We start from the raw sequence: 19,678 nt of genomic DNA on the forward strand, positions 1-19,678 counted from the left end.
AGGCTTCGCTGTTGATTCAAGGCGTGGTGAGGGCGACAGGTTGGGCGGCTTTCTGCACCTCATCCCAGACCCGGAGGAAGTTGGCGCCCCACAACTTGGCAATGTCCGCTTCGGAATAGCCACGGGTGATCAGTTCGGCGGTCACGTTGCGGATTTCGCTGACATCCTTGAAACCTTTCAGGCCGCCGCCGTCGTTGAAGTCCGAGGCGATGCCGACATGGTCGATGCCGATTTTCTTCACGGCATAGTCGATGGCGTCCCCCAGGTCCTTGACGCTGGCCAAGGGTTCCTCCTCAAGAATGTCGTAGAGCGCGCTGGCGTACTGGCCAAACTTCTGCTCGGGCCATGCGGCGATGATCGGGTCGCCGGGCATCAGTGCCACGTGCAAGTTGGGCAGGGGCTGCAAGTCGAACTTGGCGCGCAGACGGTTGAGCTTGTTTTGGGTGGTCTGGCTCAGGGGCTTCAGATACGCGGGAAACGCCACGATCTGTACCACGCCGCCACTGTTCTTGATCAGCTGCATTTCCTTGTCGCTGAGGTTGCGCGGAATATCCACCAGCGCGCGGGGCACGGAGTTCGAGGCGACGATGGGGGTGCGGCTGAGTTGTGCGACCTGTTCCAGTGCCTTGGTCGACATCTGCGACACATCGATGATCACGCCCAGGTCGTTGAGCCGGTGCACCGCGCGTTTGCCCAGGTCTGACAGGCCGTTGAAGGCGTCCGGGGTGTCATTGAAAAATGGCAGCGGTCGCGACGAGTCGGCCCACGGGTTGTTGCCCACGTAGCTGAAGCCGAACATGCGCATGCCGCGCGCGGTCCACAGGTCCAGTTGAGTGATGTCTTCGCCCAGTGGGTAGGCATTGAGCATGCTGATGAACACTGCGAACTTGCCTTCGCCGTGCAGGCGGCGGAAGTCCTGCGGGGTGTAGGCGATGCCTACCTGGTTGGGGAAGTCGCGGACCATGCTGGTGATTGCCTTGAAGCGCACTTCCTGCTGTTGGCGGGATTGGTCGACAAACGCTGGCGTGGGTTTATGCGGGGCGTTGGGGCCGTTCCACATTTCCGGCCAGCCGAAGATCGTCAGTGCTGCGCCCGACAGTCGCCCGCGTTGGGCCTTGACCAGGTCGAACTTGTCCAGGCCATCCTTATCGGCCTCATCGCCTTCGCCGCCGAAGCGCAAGGGCAGGGTGATATGGCTGTCAAAGGAGATGATCCGGTCCTGCATCTCGCTGGCTTCTTTCATGACCTTGTGTGAGTAGCCAGCGTTATCGAACAGGTACTTCCAGCCCAGGAAACCGCCGCCAGCGGCAATGGCCAGCGCCAGGGGCAGGCCGATCAGAAGGGTTTTTTTCGAGCGCTTTTTGGTCATTGCCATCTCAGTGTCGATTTCCAGGGTCAAGGTACAGGCGAGGCCTTTGCTATCTGGGAGGAACGAGTGGCGAGGCGGGAAATTTAGCCGCCTAAATTTCCCGTGACAGTGCTCGTTCTAGCTTGGATAAAGCCTGCTCCAGGGCTGACACAGGTAGGGCAATGACGATTTCTCGACGAGGTTTCATCGCGGGCCTGGCACTCACCGGTGCTGCGGTGCCGGCGGCCTATTACGCCCACCGCCAATTGACGCAGCCGGACGAGCCCATTACGCCCGGTGAAGCGTCGGTACAGCTGGCGGACAAGGCCGGCCAGCAGTTGGCCAACGCCTTGCGCGGCGTATGGACTATTCGCTTTGAAGGCCGCGATGCAGGGCTCGACGGCGTGCCTGCCGAAGGCCTGGAAATGCTGCTCGACATCGCTGCCCGTGGGCGCGGAGTGCGGGGCTATCTCGACAGTGCGGCTGCTTTGCGCAGCGACGCAGCCCCTCGTTATGAAGTGCTGGGCGACCTGGCGGACGTCAAGCAGGGCCATCTCAGCTGGCGTCTGGTGGACAGTCGCAACGGCACTGTCTGCTATGAGTGTGTGGTTGTGCTGGACGAAGTGTGGGCAGCGTTTGGCAATGCCGGCATCGTTTCCCTCAGCGGGCGCGTGCTACGGCTCGACCGGCCGCTGGCCTTGCCGGAAATCGAAAACCGTTTCGTCGCGATCAAGCAGAGGTTCCCTGAAGCCCGCGAACGTGCGCTGCTCAACCCGGCGCTGGAAGCGTGGCTGATTTCGCCGGAACATCGCTTGTTCCATCAGCTCTGGCATGCCTCGCGTGACCGCTGGCACAAACTGCCCGACGACAAGCGCGACGCCCTGCGCGGCATTGGCTGGCAGCCCGGCCCACGCGACAACGAGCGTGACGCTCGCGGGCCGCGCAAGGACCGCAATGGCTCGGGCGTCGACTTCTTCTTCATGCACCGGCACATGCTCGGCACCGCGCGTGGCCTGCAGGATTTACCGTCCTGGTCGCGCTTTCCCTTGCCGCAACCCGAACTGGTGCGTGACCGCCAGGGATTCATCCGCTATTTCGATAACCACGATGGGTTTGCAGTGCCCCCGACCTGGGTCTCCAGTGGCGATGACACCTTTACCCAGTGGGTCAGCGATATCAAAAGTGCCGAGACCTACAACAGCAACTTTCAGGTATGGGAGTCGCAATACCGCGACCCGGCCTACCTGTCGCGCCTGACCCTGGGCCAGTTTGGTTCCGAAATAGAACTGGGCCTGCATGACTGGTTGCACATGCGCTGGGCTTCGGTGCCCCGCGACCCGGCCAATGGCGCGCCAGCCCCCTTGGCGCGAGACCCGGCCGACTTCGCCGGACGCTGGTTCGGGCCGGAAAACGACTTCTTGGGCGACCCGTTTTCGTCACACGTGAACCCGGTGTTCTGGCACTTTCATGGCTGGATCGACGACCGTATTGAAGACTGGTTCCGTGCCCATGAGCGCTTAAATCCGGGGCAGGTCAGCCGCCTGGAAGTCAACGGCGTGCCCTGGTTTGCCCCGGGACGCTGGGTGGAAGTGGACGACCCGTGGCTGGGCCCGGACACCCATGGCTGCAGCACCACACCGGGATTGCAGATCGGCAAGTCCATGGAAATGGACCCCGAGACCATGAAGCTGGCGTTGCGCATCACCTTCAGCGCCGATGAAGACGTGCTCAAAGGCCTGTTCAAACGCGTGCCAAGACGCCCCTGGTACGCCCGCGTGTAGTGAGCGGGCTTGCCCCGCGCTGGGTGGCGAAGCCGCCCTAATAAGGACGCCTAGGTGTTTCAGAGAGACCGAGGTGACTGGTTTTAGGGCGGCTTCGCCCCCCAGCGCGGGGCAAGCCCGCTCACTACAGGACCGTGATGGCTTCAGGGGCGTACATCCAGCGTAGCAATGAGTGTCGCCCGCTGATCCCCAGTTTGATCGACGCGCGTTTCAGGTAGCTTTCGATGGTGTTGACCTTCAACGCCAAGTGTTCTGCCAGCTCCGGGGCGGTCCGCCCGGCGAGCAGGCCGACGCACACTTCCAGCTCCCGGTTGGACAGGGTCAACCCCGACTGCACCAAACGCTCCTCGATGCGCCTGCGCAGGGTGTCGAGGCCCTGGTTTTGCGGGGTTGGCGCGTCGCCATCCTGGCGGCACGGCTGGATCGCGGCGATGTGTTTTTCGACCAGGGGCAGCAACAGGGTGGAGAAGTCCTGCAGCATGCTGCGCTCCTGGGGCGAGAAGCTGTCAGACGGGGTTGAACGGTACACCGACAACACGTAGTGCGAATCGTCCTTGTGCCGGGTGAGGTGCAGTTGTGCGGCGGGTTGTTCGGCGCCCAGGGCTGCCACCGAATCGGTGTAGACCGGGCTGATCTTGCGGCGGGTTTGCCCGTCGGCGCTGATTTGAAGTTGGGTGATATGCGTGGCGTCCACTGCCAGTTGGGTGAGAATGAGGTCATGCAGCATGCGTGGGAAATGGCGACTGCCGGTGCTGGCGATGACCTTGCCTATCTGTGGGAACAGGTGTGAGTTCATCAGTTCGTCCATGAGTTTCAAGTGCGGGTATTGGTCCGTAGAGCGGCGGGTTTTCAGCACCCGCCAGGACTCATCCTAGTACAGTGTCGCAGAGGCATGGGGATCCAATCTGGAAACATCCGGATTAAAAATGCGAAACGGTGATCAGACGAATCCGACCACCATTTGTAGGAAAGGATAACGTGGAACGGACCGCCTACTTCAGCGCATGGGCGGCCATCTCCGCGGCTCGCGGCAGGGCGCGGGTGCATTTGGCCAGGGCTTGTTGCACGTCCGCCAGCAGGTCGGCGACGTCCTCCAGCCCCACCGACAAACGCACCAACCCTTCGCTGATGCCATGCGCTGCGCGCTCCTCTGGCGTGTAGGTGGAGTGGGTCATGCTGGCCGGGTGTTGGGCCAGTGACTCGGCATCCCCCAGGCTGACTGCGCGGGTAAACAGCTTGAGTGCATTCATGAAGCGCCGGCCCGTATCGATGCCGCCCTTGAGTTCGAAGGCGATCATGCCGCCGGCCATTTTCATCTGCCGCGTTGCCAGCTCGTACTGTGGGAAAGAACGCAGCCCAGGGTAGGTCACCCACTGCACCGCCGGGTGCGCCTGCAACGCTTCGGCCACCGCCTGGGCGTTGCTGCAATGGCGGTCCATGCGCAAGGCCAGGGTCTTGAGCCCACGCATCAGCAGTGATGCGTCCTGGGGTGACATCACTGCGCCGGTCAGGTCCTTGAGGCCTTGCAGGCGAATACGTTGGGCCAATGCCTGGTTGCTCACGGCAATACCGGCGGTGATGTCGCCGTGTCCACTCAGGTATTTGGTGGCGGAGTGCACCACCACATCGGCGCCCAGTTCGAGGGGGCGTTGCAGGTAAGGCGTGCAGTAGGTGTTGTCCACCACCACGGTGACGTTGGGTTGCTGATGGGCGAGGGCGGCCACGGCGGCGATATCCACCAACCGCAAGGTGGGATTGGCCGGGGTTTCGCAGTAGATCATCCGCGTGGCGGGGGAAAGCGCTTCCTTAAGTGCGTTGAGGTCGGTGAGGTCGACATGCCGCACCTTGATGCCGAATTCGCCGATGCCGTGGTGCAGCAAGGCGAAGGTGCAGCCGTAGAGTGTCTGGCTGACGATGACTTCATCACCGGGACGCAGTAGGGTCCAGAACGTTGCGGCAATCGCGCCCATGCCCGAACTGAACGCCACTGCCGCTTCGCCGTTTTCCAGGGTGGCCATGCGTGACTCCAGCAGTGCCAGGGTCGGGTTGGAGATCCGCGTATAGAAGTGGCCGTTGGCTTCGCCGGCAAAACACGCGGCGCCATATTCGACGGTGGGAAAGGCAAAGGTCGCCGACAGATAAATCGGCGGTACGAGTGCGCCGTGGTGGTCCTTGGGGTCGTAGCCGTGGTGGATGGCGCGGGTGGAAAAGCCGAATGCATTGTGTTTATTGTTCATGTCGGACGCTCCTTATTTCCTACAATGCTATGCTCATAACCAAAGTTAAACATTGCAAGATTTGCTGCTAAATCCCGCGTTCTGGGATGAAAACCTCATAAAAACAATGAACAGAGGCAAGATATGCCCGTGAGTCTGGACCGCACCGACAAAGCTCTTTTAAACGCATTGCAAGCCAATGCGCGCCTGACCGTCGCCGAGTTGGCCGACCGCGTCGCGTTGACAACCTCGCCGTGTTGGCGGCGCGTGAGGAACCTGGAGGAAAGCGGGGTGATCAGCGGTTACCAGGCCATCCTTTCGCCCAAGGCCCTGGGGTACGGGGTGACCGCGTTTGTCAGCATCATGATGGAGAGCCACACCCAGGAAATCGCCCGGGCGTTCGAGCAACGGCTGTTGGATATTCCGGAAATTGTGGCGTGCCATAACGTGTCGGGGCGTTATGACTTTTTGCTGGAGGTGGTCGCCAAGGACCTGGAGTCGTTCGGTGAATTCGCCAGGGAGGTCTTGCAGACCCTGCCCTGTGTCAAAGAGATCTATTCGAGTTTTTCCTACAAGTCGGTGCGGCCGTTGCGGGTGATTCCATTGCCGGGTTGATCACAGCGCGATGCGCACCTGCGCGCACAACCCGCCACCGACCCGGTTGCTCAAGGTCAGTGACCCACCGATCGCCACCGCCAACTGCTGCGCAATCGCCAGGCCCAGCCCGGTACCGCCGGTGCCGCGATTGCGCGAGCTTTCCACCCGATAAAACGGCTGCATCACCTGTACCAGCTCGTCCTCGGCTATGCCGGGGCCGCGGTCCAGGATCTTGATCGACAGGTCGCCCGTAGCGGTAGACCCGACCTCCAGCTCCGCCGCACCGGCGAATTTCAGGGCATTGTCCACCAGGTTCACCAGCACCCGGCGCAGGGCGTGGGGACGGGTGTCGAGAACCACCGCACTCTTGCCGCTGAGGCTGACGGATTTGTGCATGTCCTGATAGTCAAATACCAGGCTGTCGAGAAACGCGTCGACGTCGATACGGTGGCTGGCTTCGGTGGCGCCGTGGACGCTGCGCGCATAGGCCACGCCCTCGCGCACCAAGTGCTCCATCTCGCTGAGGTCGCTCCAGAGTTTGTCGCGGTCGGCGGAGTCGTCCATGAATTCGGCGCGCAGTTTCATGCGGGTGATCGGCGTTTGCAGGTCATGGGAAATCGCCGCGAGGATCTGCATGCGCTCCTTGAGGTATTCGGCGATACGCTTTTGCATTTGGTTGAACGCAGCGGCGGCATGGGCCACTTCGGTCGGTCCTTGCTCATCCAGTGGCGTGGGATGGGCGTTGGGGTCAAGCGTTTCCACGGCCTGTGCCAGACGCGTCAGCGGACGGACTGCCAGGCGCACGGCGAACCAGGTGCAGCCCAGCAACAGCGCCAGTTGCAGCAACAACACCACCGGCAGCCAATACGCGACGGGGAGTGCGGCGGGGCGCACGTCAACGGTGATCGGGCTGCCATCAGCCAGGGTGAGGTGCGCCTGGAAATGCTTCTGTACGCCTGGAATATCGCGAAACGTCAGCGCGTAGTGTTCGCCCAGCGCGTCGGAAATCGACTTGGCGGCCATGGGCACATCGTCGCCGCCCATTGGCTCTCCGTTTTCACCGGCGTTGAGCAGGTACTGGTAATTCTGCCGGTCCAGGCGCGGCAGCCAGTTGGCCCGCTCGTTGGCGGGCAGGCGGTCGAGGATCGCTACCGAAGTGGACACATCGTTTTCCAGGTTGCCCAGCATCGCGGTGCGCGCGCTGATATAGCGCTCATAGAATTGCGCACTGAAGGACAGCCCGTGGGCGCACACCAGGCTGATCAGAAAGATCAGCGTTAACTGCGACGCCAGGGTGCGGGGCCAGCCGAGCCGGATGTTCATTGATCGGCCCCGAGGATTTCCACGGCCAGGGAGAACACGTAACCCTCGCTGCGCACGGTCTTGATATAGGCCGGCTCGCGCGCATCATCCAACAGGCGCTGGCGCAGGCGGCTCACCAGCAAGTCGATGGAGCGGTCGAACAGGTCGGCATCGCGGCCTTGGGTGAGGTTGAGCAACTGGTCGCGATTGAGCACCCGTTGGGGGTGGTCGAGGAACACCCGCAGCAGGCGGTATTCGGCGCCGCTCAGGGCCACCAGGGTGTCGTCTTCGTCCAGCAGGTGACGGGCGGTGGTGTCCAGGCGCCAGCGACCAAAACGGATCAGCCGCCCGGTTTCGCTCACCACCAGGTTCGGCGGTAGCATCCGCGTGCGGCGCAACACGGCGTTGATACGCGCCAGCAGTTCGCGGGCGGCGAAGGGTTTGACCAGGTAATCATCGGCGCCCATCTCCAGGCCGATGATGCGGTCGGTTTCATCGTTGCGGGCGGTGAGCATCAACACCGGCGTGGCCTTGTGCTTGCCCACCCGCAGCTCGCGGCACAACTGCAAACCGTCGTCGCCGGGCATCATGATGTCCAGCACGATCAGGTCCACCGGCGTGGTGTCGAGGAAGCTGCGCATCTGCCGGCCGTCGGCGACCACGGTGGTGCGCATGCCGTTCTTTTTCAGATAGTTGCCCACCAGTTCGCGGATCTCCCGATCGTCGTCGACGATCAGGATGTGATCGACATGATCCATGCTGCCTTCCTCGTTGAATACTCGTTGTCGCGCAGTCTAGCCACTGTCGACGCGCTTGCCTTGTGCCCTTTGTATTGCAGTGTATCTGGCGATAAAGAGATACACGACGAAGCAAAAAACCAGGCATGGCGACGCCTTGAAGCATCTACCGGCGCGCCTAAGCTAATTCTAAAAAGATATTTATTGGAGGTTTTTAAGATCGTTTAGCTTGAACGCTTCTACAGGCATTTGTTCAGGGAGCGAGCCGCTGATGTCTCACGTGCAATCGATCACCACCTTGCCATTGCTGGACCTGTCGCAGCTCGATGGCAGCCCGCAACAGCGCCAGCAATTTCTGGATGAGCTGCGCCTGGCGGCGCGACATATCGGCTTTTTCTACCTTACCGGCCATGGCATCGACCCGGCATTGCTGGCCCAGGTGCAGCAACAGGCGCGGGCGTTTTTTGCCTTGCCCGACGCCGACAAGCTGGACGTGGGCATGATCAATTCACCGCACTTTCGCGGCTACAACCGTGCCGCCTCGGAAATTACCCGCGGTCAGCCAGACCTGCGCGAACAGTTCGACGTTGGCGCCGAGCGTGAGCCCTTGGCCGTCGATCAATACCCCGACGCCTGGGCCCGCTTGCAAGGCCCGAACCAATGGCCAAGTGCGCTGCCCGACCTCAAGCCGTTGGTACTCGGCTGGCAACAGGCGATGACGCAAATGGCCCTGCGCCTGCTGCGCGCATTCGCCCAGGCCTTGTCGCTGCCGGAAAATGCGTTTGATGCGCTGTACGGCGACAAACCCAACGAACATATCAAGCTGATCCGCTACCCCGGCCGGCATGCCCAGCAGAGTCGCCAAGGTGTGGGGGCGCACAAGGATTCCGGGTTTCTCAGCTTCCTGCTGCAAGACCAGCAAGCCGGCTTGCAGGTGGAGGTGGAAGAGGGCCGCTGGATTGATGCGTTACCGCGCCCCGACACGCTGGTGGTGAACATTGGCGAACTGTTGGAACTGGCCAGCAACGGTTACCTGCGTGCCACCGTGCACCGGGTGGTGTCGCCGCCGGTAGGCAGCGAGCGCCTGTCTTTGGCGTTTTTCCTGGGCGCGCAATTGGACGCAGTGGTGCCGGTGTACCAACTGGCGCCGCAGCTTCTGCGTGATGCCCATGGCCCCGAAAGCGACCCGCGCAACCCGCTGCTGCGCGACGTTGGTTGGAACTACCTCAAAGGCCGCCTGCGTTCCCACCCGGATGTCGCCCAACGTTTCTACGTCGACGCCACACTTCCCCAAGCACTGTCCGCCTGATCTGGAGCTCACTATGTTGAAGAAATCCGCCCTTACCCTGGCAGTGTTGCTGGCCTCATTCACCGTGTCGGCCGCCGATGCCTTGCGCGTCGCCGCCGACCCGATTCCCCACGCGCAGATCCTTGAATACGTGCAGAAGCTCGACCCGAGCCTGAAGCTGAAAATCATCGAGATCCCCAGCGGCGTGAACTCCAATGAGCTGCTGGCCCATGGTGATGTGGACGCCAATTACTTCCAGCACCTGCCGTACCTCAATTCCCAGGAACAGGCCCTCGGCCAGAAATTCGCAGTGGCCGCCACCGTGCACATCGAGCCGTTGGGCATCTACTCCCATCGCCACACCAGCCTGGCCCAGGTGCCCGACAAGGGCACAGTGGCGGTGCCCAACAACGTTACCAACCTCAGCCGCGCCTTGTACCTGCTGCAAGCCAATGGCCTGATCAAGCTCAAGCCGGGCTTCAATGACGCATCCAAGGACCAGGCCACGCCCAAAGACATCGCTGAAAACCCCAAGCACTTGAAGATCCTCGAAATCGAGTCACCGCAGATTCCGCGCGCACTGGATGACGTGGACCTGGCGGTGATCAACGGCAACTTCGCCCTGGAAGCGGGCCTGTCGCCAGCCAAGGATGCATTGGGCCTGGAAGCGGCCAAGGGCAACCCTTACGCGAATATCCTGGTGACTACGCCGAAACTGCAGGACGACCCACGCATCCAGCGGTTGGCCAAGGACCTGCGTTCGCCGGAAGTGGCCAAGTTCATTACCGAGAAATACGCCGGCTCGGTGATTCCGGTGGCGGTCGAATGATCATCGTCGAGGGCGTCAGCAAAACCTACGCAAACGGCCAGCCTGCTGCGCTGGATAACGTGTCGTTGCAGATTGCCGACGGCTCGATCTTTGGCATCGTCGGGCGCAGCGGCGCGGGTAAAAGTACCTTGCTGCGCTGCCTCAACCTGCTGGAACGGCCGACGTCCGGGCGCATCCTGCTGGATGGCCAGGACCTCACCCAACTCAGCGACAAACAATTGCGCGAGCAACGCCAGCGCATCGGCATGATCTTCCAGGGCTTCAATTTGCTGCATTCGCGCAACGTGGCCGACAACGTGGCGGTGCCGCTGGAAATCGCCAACGTCCCCAAGGCCGAGCGCGCGGCACGGGTGGCAGAGTTGTTGGCGTTGGTGGGGCTGAGCGACAAGGCCCAGGCGTTTCCTTCGCAGTTGTCGGGCGGGCAGAAACAGCGCGTGGGCATTGCCCGCGCCTTGGCGGCACGCCCGGCGTATCTGCTGTCGGATGAAGCCACCAGCGCCCTGGACCCGGAGACCACCGCGTCGATCCTTGAACTGCTACGCGACATCAACCGTCAGCTCGGCGTGACTATCGTGCTGATCACCCATGAGCTGGAGGTGGTCAAGGCCATTTGCGACAGCGCGGTATCCCTGGCGGAGGGCCGCGTGGTGGAAAGCGGCACGCTGGTGCAGCTCCAGGCCGACCCATCCTCGCGTTTGGGTCGTTCGTTGGCAACGAGCCTGCAAGTGGTGAGGGCGGTATGAAAACCGATTGGAATGACATCGTTCAATTGCTGCTCAACGCCACCGGCGAAACCCTGTACATGGTGCTGTTGGCCGGGCTGTTTACCCTGTTGATCGGCCTGCCGTTGGGGGTGTTGCTGTTTGTCAGCCGACGCGATGGCTTGCTGCCGTTACCACGCTTGAACCGTGGGTTGGGGGCGGTGATCAACCTGGGGCGTTCATTGCCGTTTGTGGTGATGTTGATCGCGCTGATTCCGCTGACGCGCCTGATCGTCGGCACCACCTTGGGCAGCACCGCCGCCGTGGTGCCGATCACCATCGGGGCCTTTCCGTTCTTTGCACGCATTGTCGAAACCGCACTGGATGAGGTGGACAAAGGCCGCATCGAAGCCATCGTGGCCATGGGCGGTGATATTCGCCATGTGATCCTCAAGGTGCTGTTGCCCGAAGCCCTGCCGGCGCTGGTGGCCGGGGTGACCTTGACGCTGGTGATGCTGATCGGCTTTTCGTCGATGGCCGGGGTGATCGGCGGCGGCGGATTGGGGGACTTGGCGATTCGCTATGGTTACCAGCGTTTCAATAACCAGATCATGGTGGTGACGGTGATTGTGCTGGTGTTACTGGTGCAGGGCGTGCAGAGCCTGGGGGACCGGTGCATGAGGTCGTTGGCCCATCGCCGATAAACGGTTATGTACTAATGAATTTTTAATATTTCTAGTTATATGCGCGGCTGGGTAAAGTCACCGTTACTTTTTTATCTCGCCGCCGGGAAATTGTTCATGAACCGTCCCCTCGGGCAACCCACGCCGATCCTGACCCTGCCCCAAGGCGAAAAAGACCCGCTGTCGATCCGCGCCAAAGCGTTGGTGTTCGCCGACCCGCGCTCGCTGCAACTGCTCGATTACCTCAAGCGCGTCGGTCCCAGCGACGCGCCGGTGTTGATCAATGGCGAGACCGGCACCGGCAAGGAGCTGGTGGCGCGCTACATCCACAGCGCCAGTGGGCGTACCGGTGCATTTGTGCCGGTGAACTGCGGCGCTATCAGTGAGACCCTCGCCGAAAGCGAGTTTTTCGGGCATGAGGCAGGTGCGTTTTCCGGTGCCGTGGGCCGGCGCGGCGGTTGGTTTGAAGAGGCCGATGGCGGCACCTTGTTCCTTGATGAAATCGGCGACTTGCCGCTGGCTTTGCAGGTGAAGTTGCTGCGGGTGCTGCAGGAGCAAGAAGTGGTGCGGGTGGGCTCACGCAAGCCGATCAAGATCAATATCCGCTTGGTCACCGCCACCAACATCGACCTGGAACAAGCGGTGGAAGCGGGTAACTTTCGTCTCGATTTGTTCTACCGCATCAACGTCGCCCAGGTGCAGGTGCTGCCCCTGCGGGAGCGACCGCTGGACATCCTGCCGCTGGTGGAACACTTTCGCCGGCTGTACAGCGCCAAGCTGAAAATCGCCGAGCCGATGCTGTCCGAATCCGCCACCCAGGCGCTGCTGGACTACCCGTGGCCGGGCAACATCCGCGAGTTGGAAAACGTGGTGCATCTGGCGTTGCTGGTGGCCGGCGACAAGCCGATCATGCCCAGCCATCTCAAATTCTCCGCTGGACTCAGTGCGATGCACGCTAGCGCCAACAGTGGTGCACCGCGCATTCCTCAGGAGGTGGTGCGTGAGCAGCTGTTGCGCTTGTTCGAAGTACCAGGGGATACCTTGTTGCACGACATCGAAGACTTGATCGTGCGCGAGGCCTTTGCGTTTTGTGGCTTCAATCAGTTGCGAACTGCTGACCTGTTGGGCATTACCCGCAACGCCATGCGCACGCTGTTGGTCAACCACGGCATGCTCAAGGGGCGCGCGAAGCCCTGAGCAACAATGCCTCGAACAGTCGCTGTGTGTGTGCTTCATCGCTGTGGGCCACATTGAAACGCATTGAATCGTGGTGCGCCGGGTCGTAGCCGAACAGGGCGCCCGGTGCCAGAACCATGCCTTGCTTCAAGGCTTCCTGGGCCAGCCATTCGCCGTCCACCCCTTGGGGCAGGCGCGCCCAGATAAACATCCCGCCTTCATACGCCATCGGCAGTTCGCAGCCGCATCGCTTGAGCCATTGTTCCACGCGCCCACCGGCCTCCATCAGGCGTTGGACCATGCGCTTGCGGTGCTTGGCATAACTGCCTTCGCTGAGCATGCGGTACACAATCTGCTCGAACAGTTCCGAGGTAATACCGCCGCTCATCAACTTCATGTTGGTGAGGTTGGCGGCCAGTTGCGGTGCGGCCACTACGTAGCTGACGCGCGCGTTGGCGCTGAGGATCTTGGAGAACCCCGACAGGTAGGTCACATGCTCCAGCCCCGCAAGCGCGGCCAGGCGTGCAGGTGGATTGGGGTGCAGGTCGCCGTAGAGGTCGTCCTCGACAATATGGCAGTGATACTGCTGGGTCAGTTGCAGCAGGCGAAACGCCTGGCTTGGGCTGAATGAATGGCCGGTAGGGTTCTGCAACACGCTGGTGGTGAGGTACAGGCTGGGGCGGTGCTCGGCCAGCAGCTGTTCGAGGGCGTTGAAGTCGAAACCGTCGGGACGGCGCTGGATTGTCACCACCTTGACCCCGTGCAAGGCCAGGTTGGCGTGGAAGTTGAAGTAGCACGGCGCATCCAGCAGCACCGTGTCGCCAGGACGGGCGAGCAGGCGCATGAGCATGTCCAGGCCTTGCACGGTGTTGGGTGTGGTGATGATCTGTTCGACGGATACCGACAGGCCTTCGCCGTGCAGCTTTTGTTGCAGGGCCTGGCGCAGTGGCAGCAGCCCGGCGGGCGTGCCCAACCCGGCGATGCGCAACGACGGCGCGCGCACCGCACTGCGCATGGCCTGGCGGATGGCTTCGTTGTCGAGCCAATCTTCCGGCAGGTGGCCGCCGCCGGGGCGTCGGTCGCCATGGGCGATGGCCAATGGGCGGCGTAACACGCTGAGCAGGTCTTGCGGCAGCAAGTCCACCCAGGTCGACGAAGCGGGGCGCACGGTCTCCATCGCCACGAAATAGCCACGGCCTTGGCTTGAGGTGAGCAGGTTGCGCCCGCGCAGGCGGTCCAGTGCTTCGTTGAGGGTGAACTTGCTGACGCCCAGGGTCTGGGTCAGTTCGCGCACCGACGGCAACTTGCTGCCGGGCGCCCATTCGCCGTTTTCGATGGCCTGGCTGAACGCCTCGACAATCTGTTGCACCTTGGGCGTGCCAGGCACAAAGGCGATGGCGGAGACAAACATGATGCGTCCTTGTGTTTGCTGGTGATTTTACCGGTAAAGTCCGGGCGGATTAGGCCTGACTTTACCTGCCGCGTGCAATGGCACTTGCCTAGACTGCAGGCTCTTCCCTCCAGGCCCCCGCCCATGACCAGCGCGCTGACCCTTTCTTCGTTCCTGTACTTCCTGCTGTTTTGCACCACCATCACTTTCAGTCCTGGCCCGATGACCCTGCTGCTGTTGAGCCTTGGGCTGAAAGACGGCTTGCGCCGTTCGATCCCGGCGCAGGTGGGCGCCAGCGTGTCGTACCTGATTTCGATCCTGATCTTTGCCGTGGGCTTCTCGGAGTTGATCAAGGGCAACCTGGCCATAACCCAGGGCATCCAGTTGGTCGGCGTGGCCTACATCCTCTACCTGGCCTACAAGCAGTGGACCAGCAGCGGTGTGTCGATCGACAAGGGCGCAGGCGTGGAAGGCGCGCGAAGCCTGTTCGGCAAGGGTTTTCTGACCGGGTTCTCCAACCCCAAGGCGATCATCATGTTCAGCGCCGTGTTCCCGCAGTTCGCCGGGGCAGGGGGGCACAACTCATCGGTGGATATCGCCATCCTTGGCTTGACCTTCCTGTTGCTGCAATTCGCCAGTGGCTGCCTGTACTGCTATTTCGGCCAGCGCATCAAGCACGTGCTGGAGAACCCTCAGCGCCGAGTGCTGTTGCAGCGGGCCACGGCGGTGTTGTTGCTGGGGGTGGCGTTCATGTTGGCCCGAGGTTTCTCCCATTGACGGAATGTGAGCGGGCTGAGCTTATGAGCGGTAGTGGCGATTTGCCGTTGCCCTGATAGACTCCACGCATCAATCCAGGATCACACCAGACCATGCCAGTCGCCGGAGGAAAGGGACTTCCGCTCGCTTCACGCTTGTATAAATCCCGCACCCTGGGGCTGTCGCTCGGATTTGTGTGCGTGGTGTTTGGCATGTACCCGCTGCACCCACCGATCTGGGTGTGGGTGTGGATGGTGATCAACGCTTTTGTCTGGCCCCATCTGGCGTTTCAATCCTCGCTACGAACAAGCAATACGTTGCGCAGTGAACGGCGCAACCTGCTGTTCGACTCCTTCTGCGGTGGGTTTTGGGTCGGTGCCATGCACTTCAATCCGCTGCCCAGCGTGACCACCTTGTCGATGATGACCATGAACAACGTGGCCATTGGCGGCCCGCGCTTCATGCTGGCAGGGTGGGTGGCGCAGGGGTTGGGTATCGGCGCGTCGCTGCTGATCTTCGCCCCGGCCTTTATCGCGGTAACCACCCAGACCCAGTTGTATGCGTGCCTGCCGATCCTGATGGTGTACCCACTGGCCTTGGGCTGGATCTGTTATCGCCAAGCCGTGACCCTGGCCCGGCACAAACGCGAACTGCTGGCCCTGAGTCGCACCGACAGCTTGTCCGGCCTGCTCAACCACGGTGCCTGGAAGGACCATCTTGAAATCGAATTCCAACGCTGCCGCCGAGGCCCGGCGGGGGCGGCGATTGCGTTGATCGACATCGACCACTTCAAGGTCATCAACGACACCTACGGCCATGTCACCGGCGATATCGTCCTGCGCCAACTGAGCAAGGTGCTGCGCCAGAACCTGCGGGCCACTGACCTTGCCGGGCGGTATGGCGGTGATGAGTTTTGCGTAATCCTGCCAGACATGCCGCTCAACCGCGCCACCGAAGTAATGGACGCCTTGCGCGATCGCTTCAACGCCCTGGCCTATGCCCAGGACCCCACCTTGCGCGCCAGCCTGAGCATCGGTTTGGCGCCGTATCAACCGGCCCATGCTGACTCGACCAGCTGGTTGAACGACGCCGACCAGGCGTTGTACGAAGCCAAGAGCAGCGGGCGCAACCGCGTCAGTTCGGTGCAGGGGAGTTGGTTGCGATCGATCTAGTGGGGTAGGGTGTGGCGGCACCTTCCAACAAAAAACAAGGATCGGTTCATGCTCTTCAACTTCCCCCGCACCCTCCTGGCCGCCACGCTGGCCTTGTCCTTCGCCCTGCCGGCCTACAGCGCCGAACCGCACAAACAGATCCAGGCCCAATCCGAACACTACAAGGCCGATGCCCTGAAACTGCTGGAGCGCCTGGTCAATATTGACTCCGGCTCGGGCTACGGGCCCGGCCTGACCCAAGTCAGCGACATCGCCATCGATGAGTTGAAACAACTGGGCTTCGAGATCGAACGCGTGCCGGATGCAGCCGCCAACAGCAGCCATGTGATCGCTACCCTCAAGGGCACGGGCAAGGCGAAGATCCTGCTGATGGCTCATATGGACACGGTGTTCAAGGAAGGCTCCGCCGCCGAGCGCCCGTTCCATATCAAGGATGGCCGCGCCTATGGCCCCGGCGTGATGGATGACAAGGGCGGCATCGTCGCCGGCATCTACGCGCTTAAAGTCCTCAAGGACCAGGGCTTCAAGGACTACGCGCAGATCACCTTCCTGCTCGACGCCAGCGAAGAAACCGGCTCCGACATCGCCTCCGACCTCATCCGCAAAACCGCCAAGGGCCACGACGTGACCCTCAACCTCGAACCCGGCCGCCCAGCCGATGGTTTGGTGGTGTGGCGCAAAGGCAGCGCGACTGCCGTTGTGGAGGTTAAAGGCAAAGCCGCCCACGCCGGCGTCGCCCCAGAACTGGGCCGCAACGCCGCGATGGAAGCGGCGCACCAGATTTTGCAACTGGGCAAGTTGGGGGATGAAGAGAAGAAAACCACCATCAACTTTACCGTGCTCAAGGCGGGGGATCGGGTAAACGTGATTCCTGATCAAGCCACGGCAAAAGCCGACGTGCGTGCGGCGTTGCCGGAAGAGTTTGATCGTATCGAGAAGGATTTGGCGCGGGTGTCGGCCAACAAGTTGATCCCGGAGACCGAGGTAAAAACCAGCCTGCAACGTGGTCTGCCACCGATGCCGCAGACACCTGAGTCGGACAAGTTGGTAGCGATTGCCCAGGGGATCTATGGGGAGTTGGGCAAGAAGTTGACGATCGAAGGCAGCGGTGGCGCGGCAGATGCGAGTTTGTCGGCTGGGGTGGGGACACCGACGTTGGATGGGTTTGGGATTGTGGGGGGCAATATTCATACGCCAGAAGAGTATGCGGAGGTGGAGAGTGTGGCGCCGCGGGTTTATTTGCTTAGCCGTATGATTATGGAGTTGAGTAAGCGCTGATCGGGTTGGGCGGTTTGCCCGCTTGATGGTGGAACCGATCCACTGTAGTGAGCGAGCTTGCTCGCGCTGGGCTGCGGAGCAGCCCTGATACAGGTAAATGTCGATCTACCTGAAGAAACCCTTTGCCTGAAGGGGGCGGCTTCGCGGCCCAGCGCGAGCAAGCTCGCTCACTACAGTGGGAAAATTTGTGCGTGTAGGAATTTTCATTTTTACTCGCTAAACGTTACTTCTGCGTAAACTTAAGAGCGATTAAAGTAGTATCTTCATAAATTATCTTTTGTCAGATATTTCATCTGTGAAATGCGTAATCGAATATGTAAAGTGCCGACTTGAAATCTTTTTTCGGTTCTCGGAGGTGTTGAGTTGTATAGATATGCTAGTGCCTTTCATTATTCTTGTGCTTCATGAATTAAATTCTGTTCTGTTGTGGCGTGTTTAGGTGTTTTGCGCAAAGTGTTGCGCATCTAAGTTGAGGTTGAAAAATGAAAATCCCATTTTTTCTGGAAGTCGTTGAGCAAGAGCAATCAACGCTATTGCGTAAACAAATGCGAACTGCAGGTTGTGTGTTTGAGTTCGTAGTATTTTCGCCAATTAGCAATGCCCCTATTAATGAGAGCCTTCATCGGCATGCCCTATTGGGTATGGAGTACTTTCAAGTCGCCGAGTACAAAGCTCCTGAACTTGCAGAAGCTGGAAGTTATCTCCCTTCTCACTTTGACCCGATTCCAGGCTGGGATTGGGATGTCGAGGGCGCGGTAGCTACGCCACTGACATTGGATGAGATTCGCAGTCTTACCGTTATGCAAAAAGATATGTCAGGACCGACAGCGCTCTACTTGGCGTTCTGTCACCCGCCCTACAGCGCCCGGTTTAAAAATGGGGAACGCGAAGCGCAGGCCCTCTATTCAGAGTGGTTGCAACTGCTAGGTATCGAAGCGCAGGACGATGTCGTGGTCATAAATTGGGTGGGCAATTATGAGGAGAAATGGGGGCGACTTGAGGGTAATACCCCTCAGGAACGTCCTTGGGGAGAGTATTTTGAGTGGGGGTTGGAGTGGTGGGGTATCTGGTGTCTCACTGTGTGGAACCCCAGGAAGCGGACGCTTAGTGTTTTAGTAGCTAGTACTTCAGATTGACCGTATTTTCGGCTGGGCTGCTTCATAGCCCAGCACTCGTGGGCAAACTCTCCAAGAATTCAGAGTTTGAGAAGAAGGCTAGATATTCCTACCACGTTGATTGGTCTTCGAGGCTGGCTTTTTGGAGGTCATCTTTCCAGACTTCATAGGCGAGTCGGTAGATGTCGGCGAAGAAACCGCGGGGGTCGGCAATTTCTGTTTCGTCCCAAGCCATGGTTATATATTCGTCGTAATCGCTTTCGAATTCTTTCGAAAAGTTGAAATTAGGATTGTCTAGTGCGTTTCTTAGCGCAGATATCAACAGGAGTCGATGTCTGTATGATAGGTGCATAAGGTCTTTCAGGATAAAAGAAACTATAATTGTTTTTCTGTGTTCTTCGTTATTAGGGTCGTACTTCCATAGTTCTTTTCCAATTGTATCTTCAAGGTCATATATTGATAGCGCTCCCAATATGTGAGAAATGTTAGGGGTGTATGGGGTTTTCATGAAAGGGCATTTGATCATTGTCTGCTCACTTAGGGAACGCGGTAAATGGCCGAGTCGGATTGCTTCTATCAAATCTGATTTCGGCTTTGTCCATATTCTCAATGTATCTGGGGTTGTTTACGTTCCTGCTGTTAGGTTTGTAACCTCGACCGGCGCCAGGCAGGTCCACCACCACCACTGGATTACCATTTCTATCAAACCCCGTAGGAGATGGCGAATCACCCTGCATCCTACCTATGGCTTTATTTATCGCATGAAGCTGCATTCTCCAGGATTTAAATTGAGAACTGGAATTGATAGCTCCCCTTTGACCAGTGGTTGGGTTTGTTCCATCTATAGATCGTTGCTTCAAAGCGTTATCTGGTATCTCTGGGCCATGCTTTTCAACCGTATGCATGTCGTATTCCTGTTCCCAGCCGAGTACCTTTCGTTTTGCATTTATCTCTGCAAGCTCACCTATTTTCGCCTGTCGCTCAGCTCGCGTCAGTTGAGGTAGCGCAGGTGTGCCCTCATTAACGCTAGGCTTCGGATGGGCACCGGAACTAGCAGGCTCACAGCCATCTCCACCTGGGCATGTGCTCAACCCTAATGGGTCGATCCACCCTGTAGGATTGGGCGTGTACTGATATCCGTTGATCCCACCCGCCAACTTCACCGGATCAGGTGTCAGGTAGCGACCAATATCCGGATTGTAGTAGCGATGGCGGTTGTAGTGCAGCCCGCTTTCTTGGTCGAAATACTGGCCCTGAAACCGTATTGGGTTGTCGATTTTTCCGATGTCGAGGCGGCTGATTTCGCCGT

The 19,678-nt window shown here is 60.0% G+C and carries 19 protein-coding genes; 11 read left to right on the top strand and 8 right to left on the bottom strand.

All coding sequences use genetic code 11. The features are described 5' to 3' along the window. Positions 1–16 precede the first annotated feature (16 nt). On the bottom strand, positions 17–1,369 hold the full coding sequence (gene pvdM, locus HF257_RS30950) for a pyoverdine-tailoring dipeptidase-like protein PvdM (RefSeq protein WP_185710299.1): 1,353 nt from the start codon (positions 1,367–1,369) through the stop codon (positions 17–19). A gap of 161 nt (positions 1,370–1,530) precedes the next feature. Between pvdM and pvdP the strand changes: the two genes are divergently transcribed. Further along, a complete protein-coding gene (pvdP, locus tag HF257_RS30955; RefSeq protein ID WP_185710300.1) occupies positions 1,531–3,129 on the top strand; it encodes a pyoverdine maturation tyrosinase PvdP in 1,599 nt (532 codons plus the stop codon). 124 nt (positions 3,130–3,253) lie between these two features. Here the strand turns inward: pvdP and HF257_RS30960 are convergent, their stop codons facing one another. Together HF257_RS30960 and HF257_RS30965 are read right to left on the bottom strand one after the other, a co-directional pair. Next, positions 3,254–3,925: a helix-turn-helix transcriptional regulator gene (locus HF257_RS30960; RefSeq protein WP_185710318.1), complete on the bottom strand. Its 672-nt coding sequence runs from the start codon at positions 3,923–3,925 to the stop codon at positions 3,254–3,256. Positions 3,926–4,121: 196 nt separating this feature from the next. Next, positions 4,122–5,366: a methionine gamma-lyase gene (locus tag HF257_RS30965; RefSeq protein ID WP_185710301.1), complete on the bottom strand. Its 1,245-nt coding sequence runs from the start codon at positions 5,364–5,366 to the stop codon at positions 4,122–4,124. A gap of 123 nt (positions 5,367–5,489) precedes the next feature. On the opposite strand from HF257_RS30965, the gene HF257_RS30970 reads away from it, so the two are divergent. Then, entirely contained in the window at positions 5,490–5,960 is a 471-nt protein-coding gene (locus HF257_RS30970; protein WP_185710302.1) for an Lrp/AsnC family transcriptional regulator, read from the top strand. Here HF257_RS30970 and HF257_RS30975 read toward each other — a convergent pair whose 3' ends face one another. Both HF257_RS30975 and HF257_RS30980 read right to left on the bottom strand, forming a co-directional pair. Beyond that, positions 5,961–7,265, bottom strand: coding sequence for an ATP-binding protein (locus tag HF257_RS30975; protein WP_185710303.1), 1,305 nt, complete (start codon positions 7,263–7,265; stop codon positions 5,961–5,963). Then, positions 7,262–8,002 carry a response regulator gene (locus tag HF257_RS30980; RefSeq protein WP_065906718.1) on the bottom strand — a complete coding sequence of 247 codons (741 nt, stop codon included), beginning with the start codon at positions 8,000–8,002 and terminating at the stop codon, positions 7,262–7,264. Before HF257_RS30980 ends, HF257_RS30975 begins: the two co-directional genes overlap by 4 nt. A gap of 250 nt (positions 8,003–8,252) precedes the next feature. Between HF257_RS30980 and HF257_RS30985 the strand changes: the two genes are divergently transcribed. The 5 genes from HF257_RS30985 (at position 8,253) to HF257_RS31005 (ending at position 12,679) form a co-directional block, all read left to right on the top strand. Further along, positions 8,253–9,290 (top strand): isopenicillin N synthase family dioxygenase, encoded by a 1,038-nt coding sequence (locus tag HF257_RS30985; RefSeq protein ID WP_185710304.1) that lies wholly within the window; start codon positions 8,253–8,255, stop codon positions 9,288–9,290. A gap of 13 nt (positions 9,291–9,303) precedes the next feature. Then, on the top strand, positions 9,304–10,098 hold the full coding sequence (locus tag HF257_RS30990) for a MetQ/NlpA family ABC transporter substrate-binding protein (RefSeq protein WP_185710305.1): 795 nt from the start codon (positions 9,304–9,306) through the stop codon (positions 10,096–10,098). Beyond that, positions 10,095–10,841, top strand: coding sequence for a methionine ABC transporter ATP-binding protein (locus tag HF257_RS30995; protein WP_185712142.1), 747 nt, complete (start codon positions 10,095–10,097; stop codon positions 10,839–10,841). The genes HF257_RS30990 and HF257_RS30995 overlap by 4 nt, the downstream gene beginning before the upstream one ends. Continuing rightward, positions 10,838–11,503, top strand: a complete 666-nt coding sequence (locus tag HF257_RS31000; RefSeq protein WP_185710307.1) for a methionine ABC transporter permease — start codon at positions 10,838–10,840, stop codon at positions 11,501–11,503. The genes HF257_RS30995 and HF257_RS31000 overlap by 4 nt, the downstream gene beginning before the upstream one ends. 96 nt (positions 11,504–11,599) lie before the next feature. Further along, positions 11,600–12,679 carry a sigma-54 interaction domain-containing protein gene (locus tag HF257_RS31005; protein WP_185712143.1) on the top strand — a complete coding sequence of 360 codons (1,080 nt, stop codon included), beginning with the start codon at positions 11,600–11,602 and terminating at the stop codon, positions 12,677–12,679. Here the strand turns inward: HF257_RS31005 and HF257_RS31010 are convergent. Continuing rightward, positions 12,657–14,069, bottom strand: coding sequence for an aminotransferase-like domain-containing protein (locus tag HF257_RS31010; protein ID WP_185710309.1), 1,413 nt, complete (start codon positions 14,067–14,069; stop codon positions 12,657–12,659). The genes HF257_RS31005 and HF257_RS31010 overlap by 23 nt on opposite strands. A 123-nt stretch (positions 14,070–14,192) precedes the next feature. Between HF257_RS31010 and HF257_RS31015 the strand changes: the two genes are divergently transcribed. The 4 genes from HF257_RS31015 (at position 14,193) to HF257_RS31030 (ending at position 18,390) form a co-directional block, all read left to right on the top strand. Continuing rightward, the gene (locus HF257_RS31015; RefSeq protein ID WP_185710310.1) at positions 14,193–14,825 is read left to right on the top strand and encodes a LysE family translocator; all 633 of its coding nucleotides are present in this window, start codon (positions 14,193–14,195) and stop codon (positions 14,823–14,825) included. Between the two features lie 92 nt (positions 14,826–14,917). Continuing rightward, positions 14,918–15,976, top strand: coding sequence for a diguanylate cyclase (locus HF257_RS31020; protein ID WP_185710311.1), 1,059 nt, complete (start codon positions 14,918–14,920; stop codon positions 15,974–15,976). A 48-nt stretch (positions 15,977–16,024) separates the two neighbouring features. Further along, entirely contained in the window at positions 16,025–17,254 is a 1,230-nt protein-coding gene (locus HF257_RS31025; RefSeq protein ID WP_185710312.1) for a M20/M25/M40 family metallo-hydrolase, read from the top strand. Between the two features lie 482 nt (positions 17,255–17,736). After that, positions 17,737–18,390: a hypothetical protein gene (locus HF257_RS31030; protein WP_185710313.1), complete on the top strand. Its 654-nt coding sequence runs from the start codon at positions 17,737–17,739 to the stop codon at positions 18,388–18,390. A gap of 88 nt (positions 18,391–18,478) precedes the next feature. On the opposite strand, the gene HF257_RS31035 is transcribed toward HF257_RS31030, so the two are convergent. Together HF257_RS31035 and HF257_RS31040 are read right to left on the bottom strand one after the other, a co-directional pair. Next, complete coding sequence (locus HF257_RS31035) at positions 18,479–18,877, bottom strand: hypothetical protein (protein WP_332872245.1); 399 nt, start codon at positions 18,875–18,877, stop codon at positions 18,479–18,481. Positions 18,878–18,902: 25 nt separating this feature from the next. After that, positions 18,903–19,678, bottom strand: a 776-nt coding sequence (locus tag HF257_RS31040) for an RHS repeat-associated core domain-containing protein (RefSeq protein WP_185712144.1), incomplete at its 5' end; no start/stop codon positions are given.

The organism is Pseudomonas cremoris, assembly GCF_014230465.1.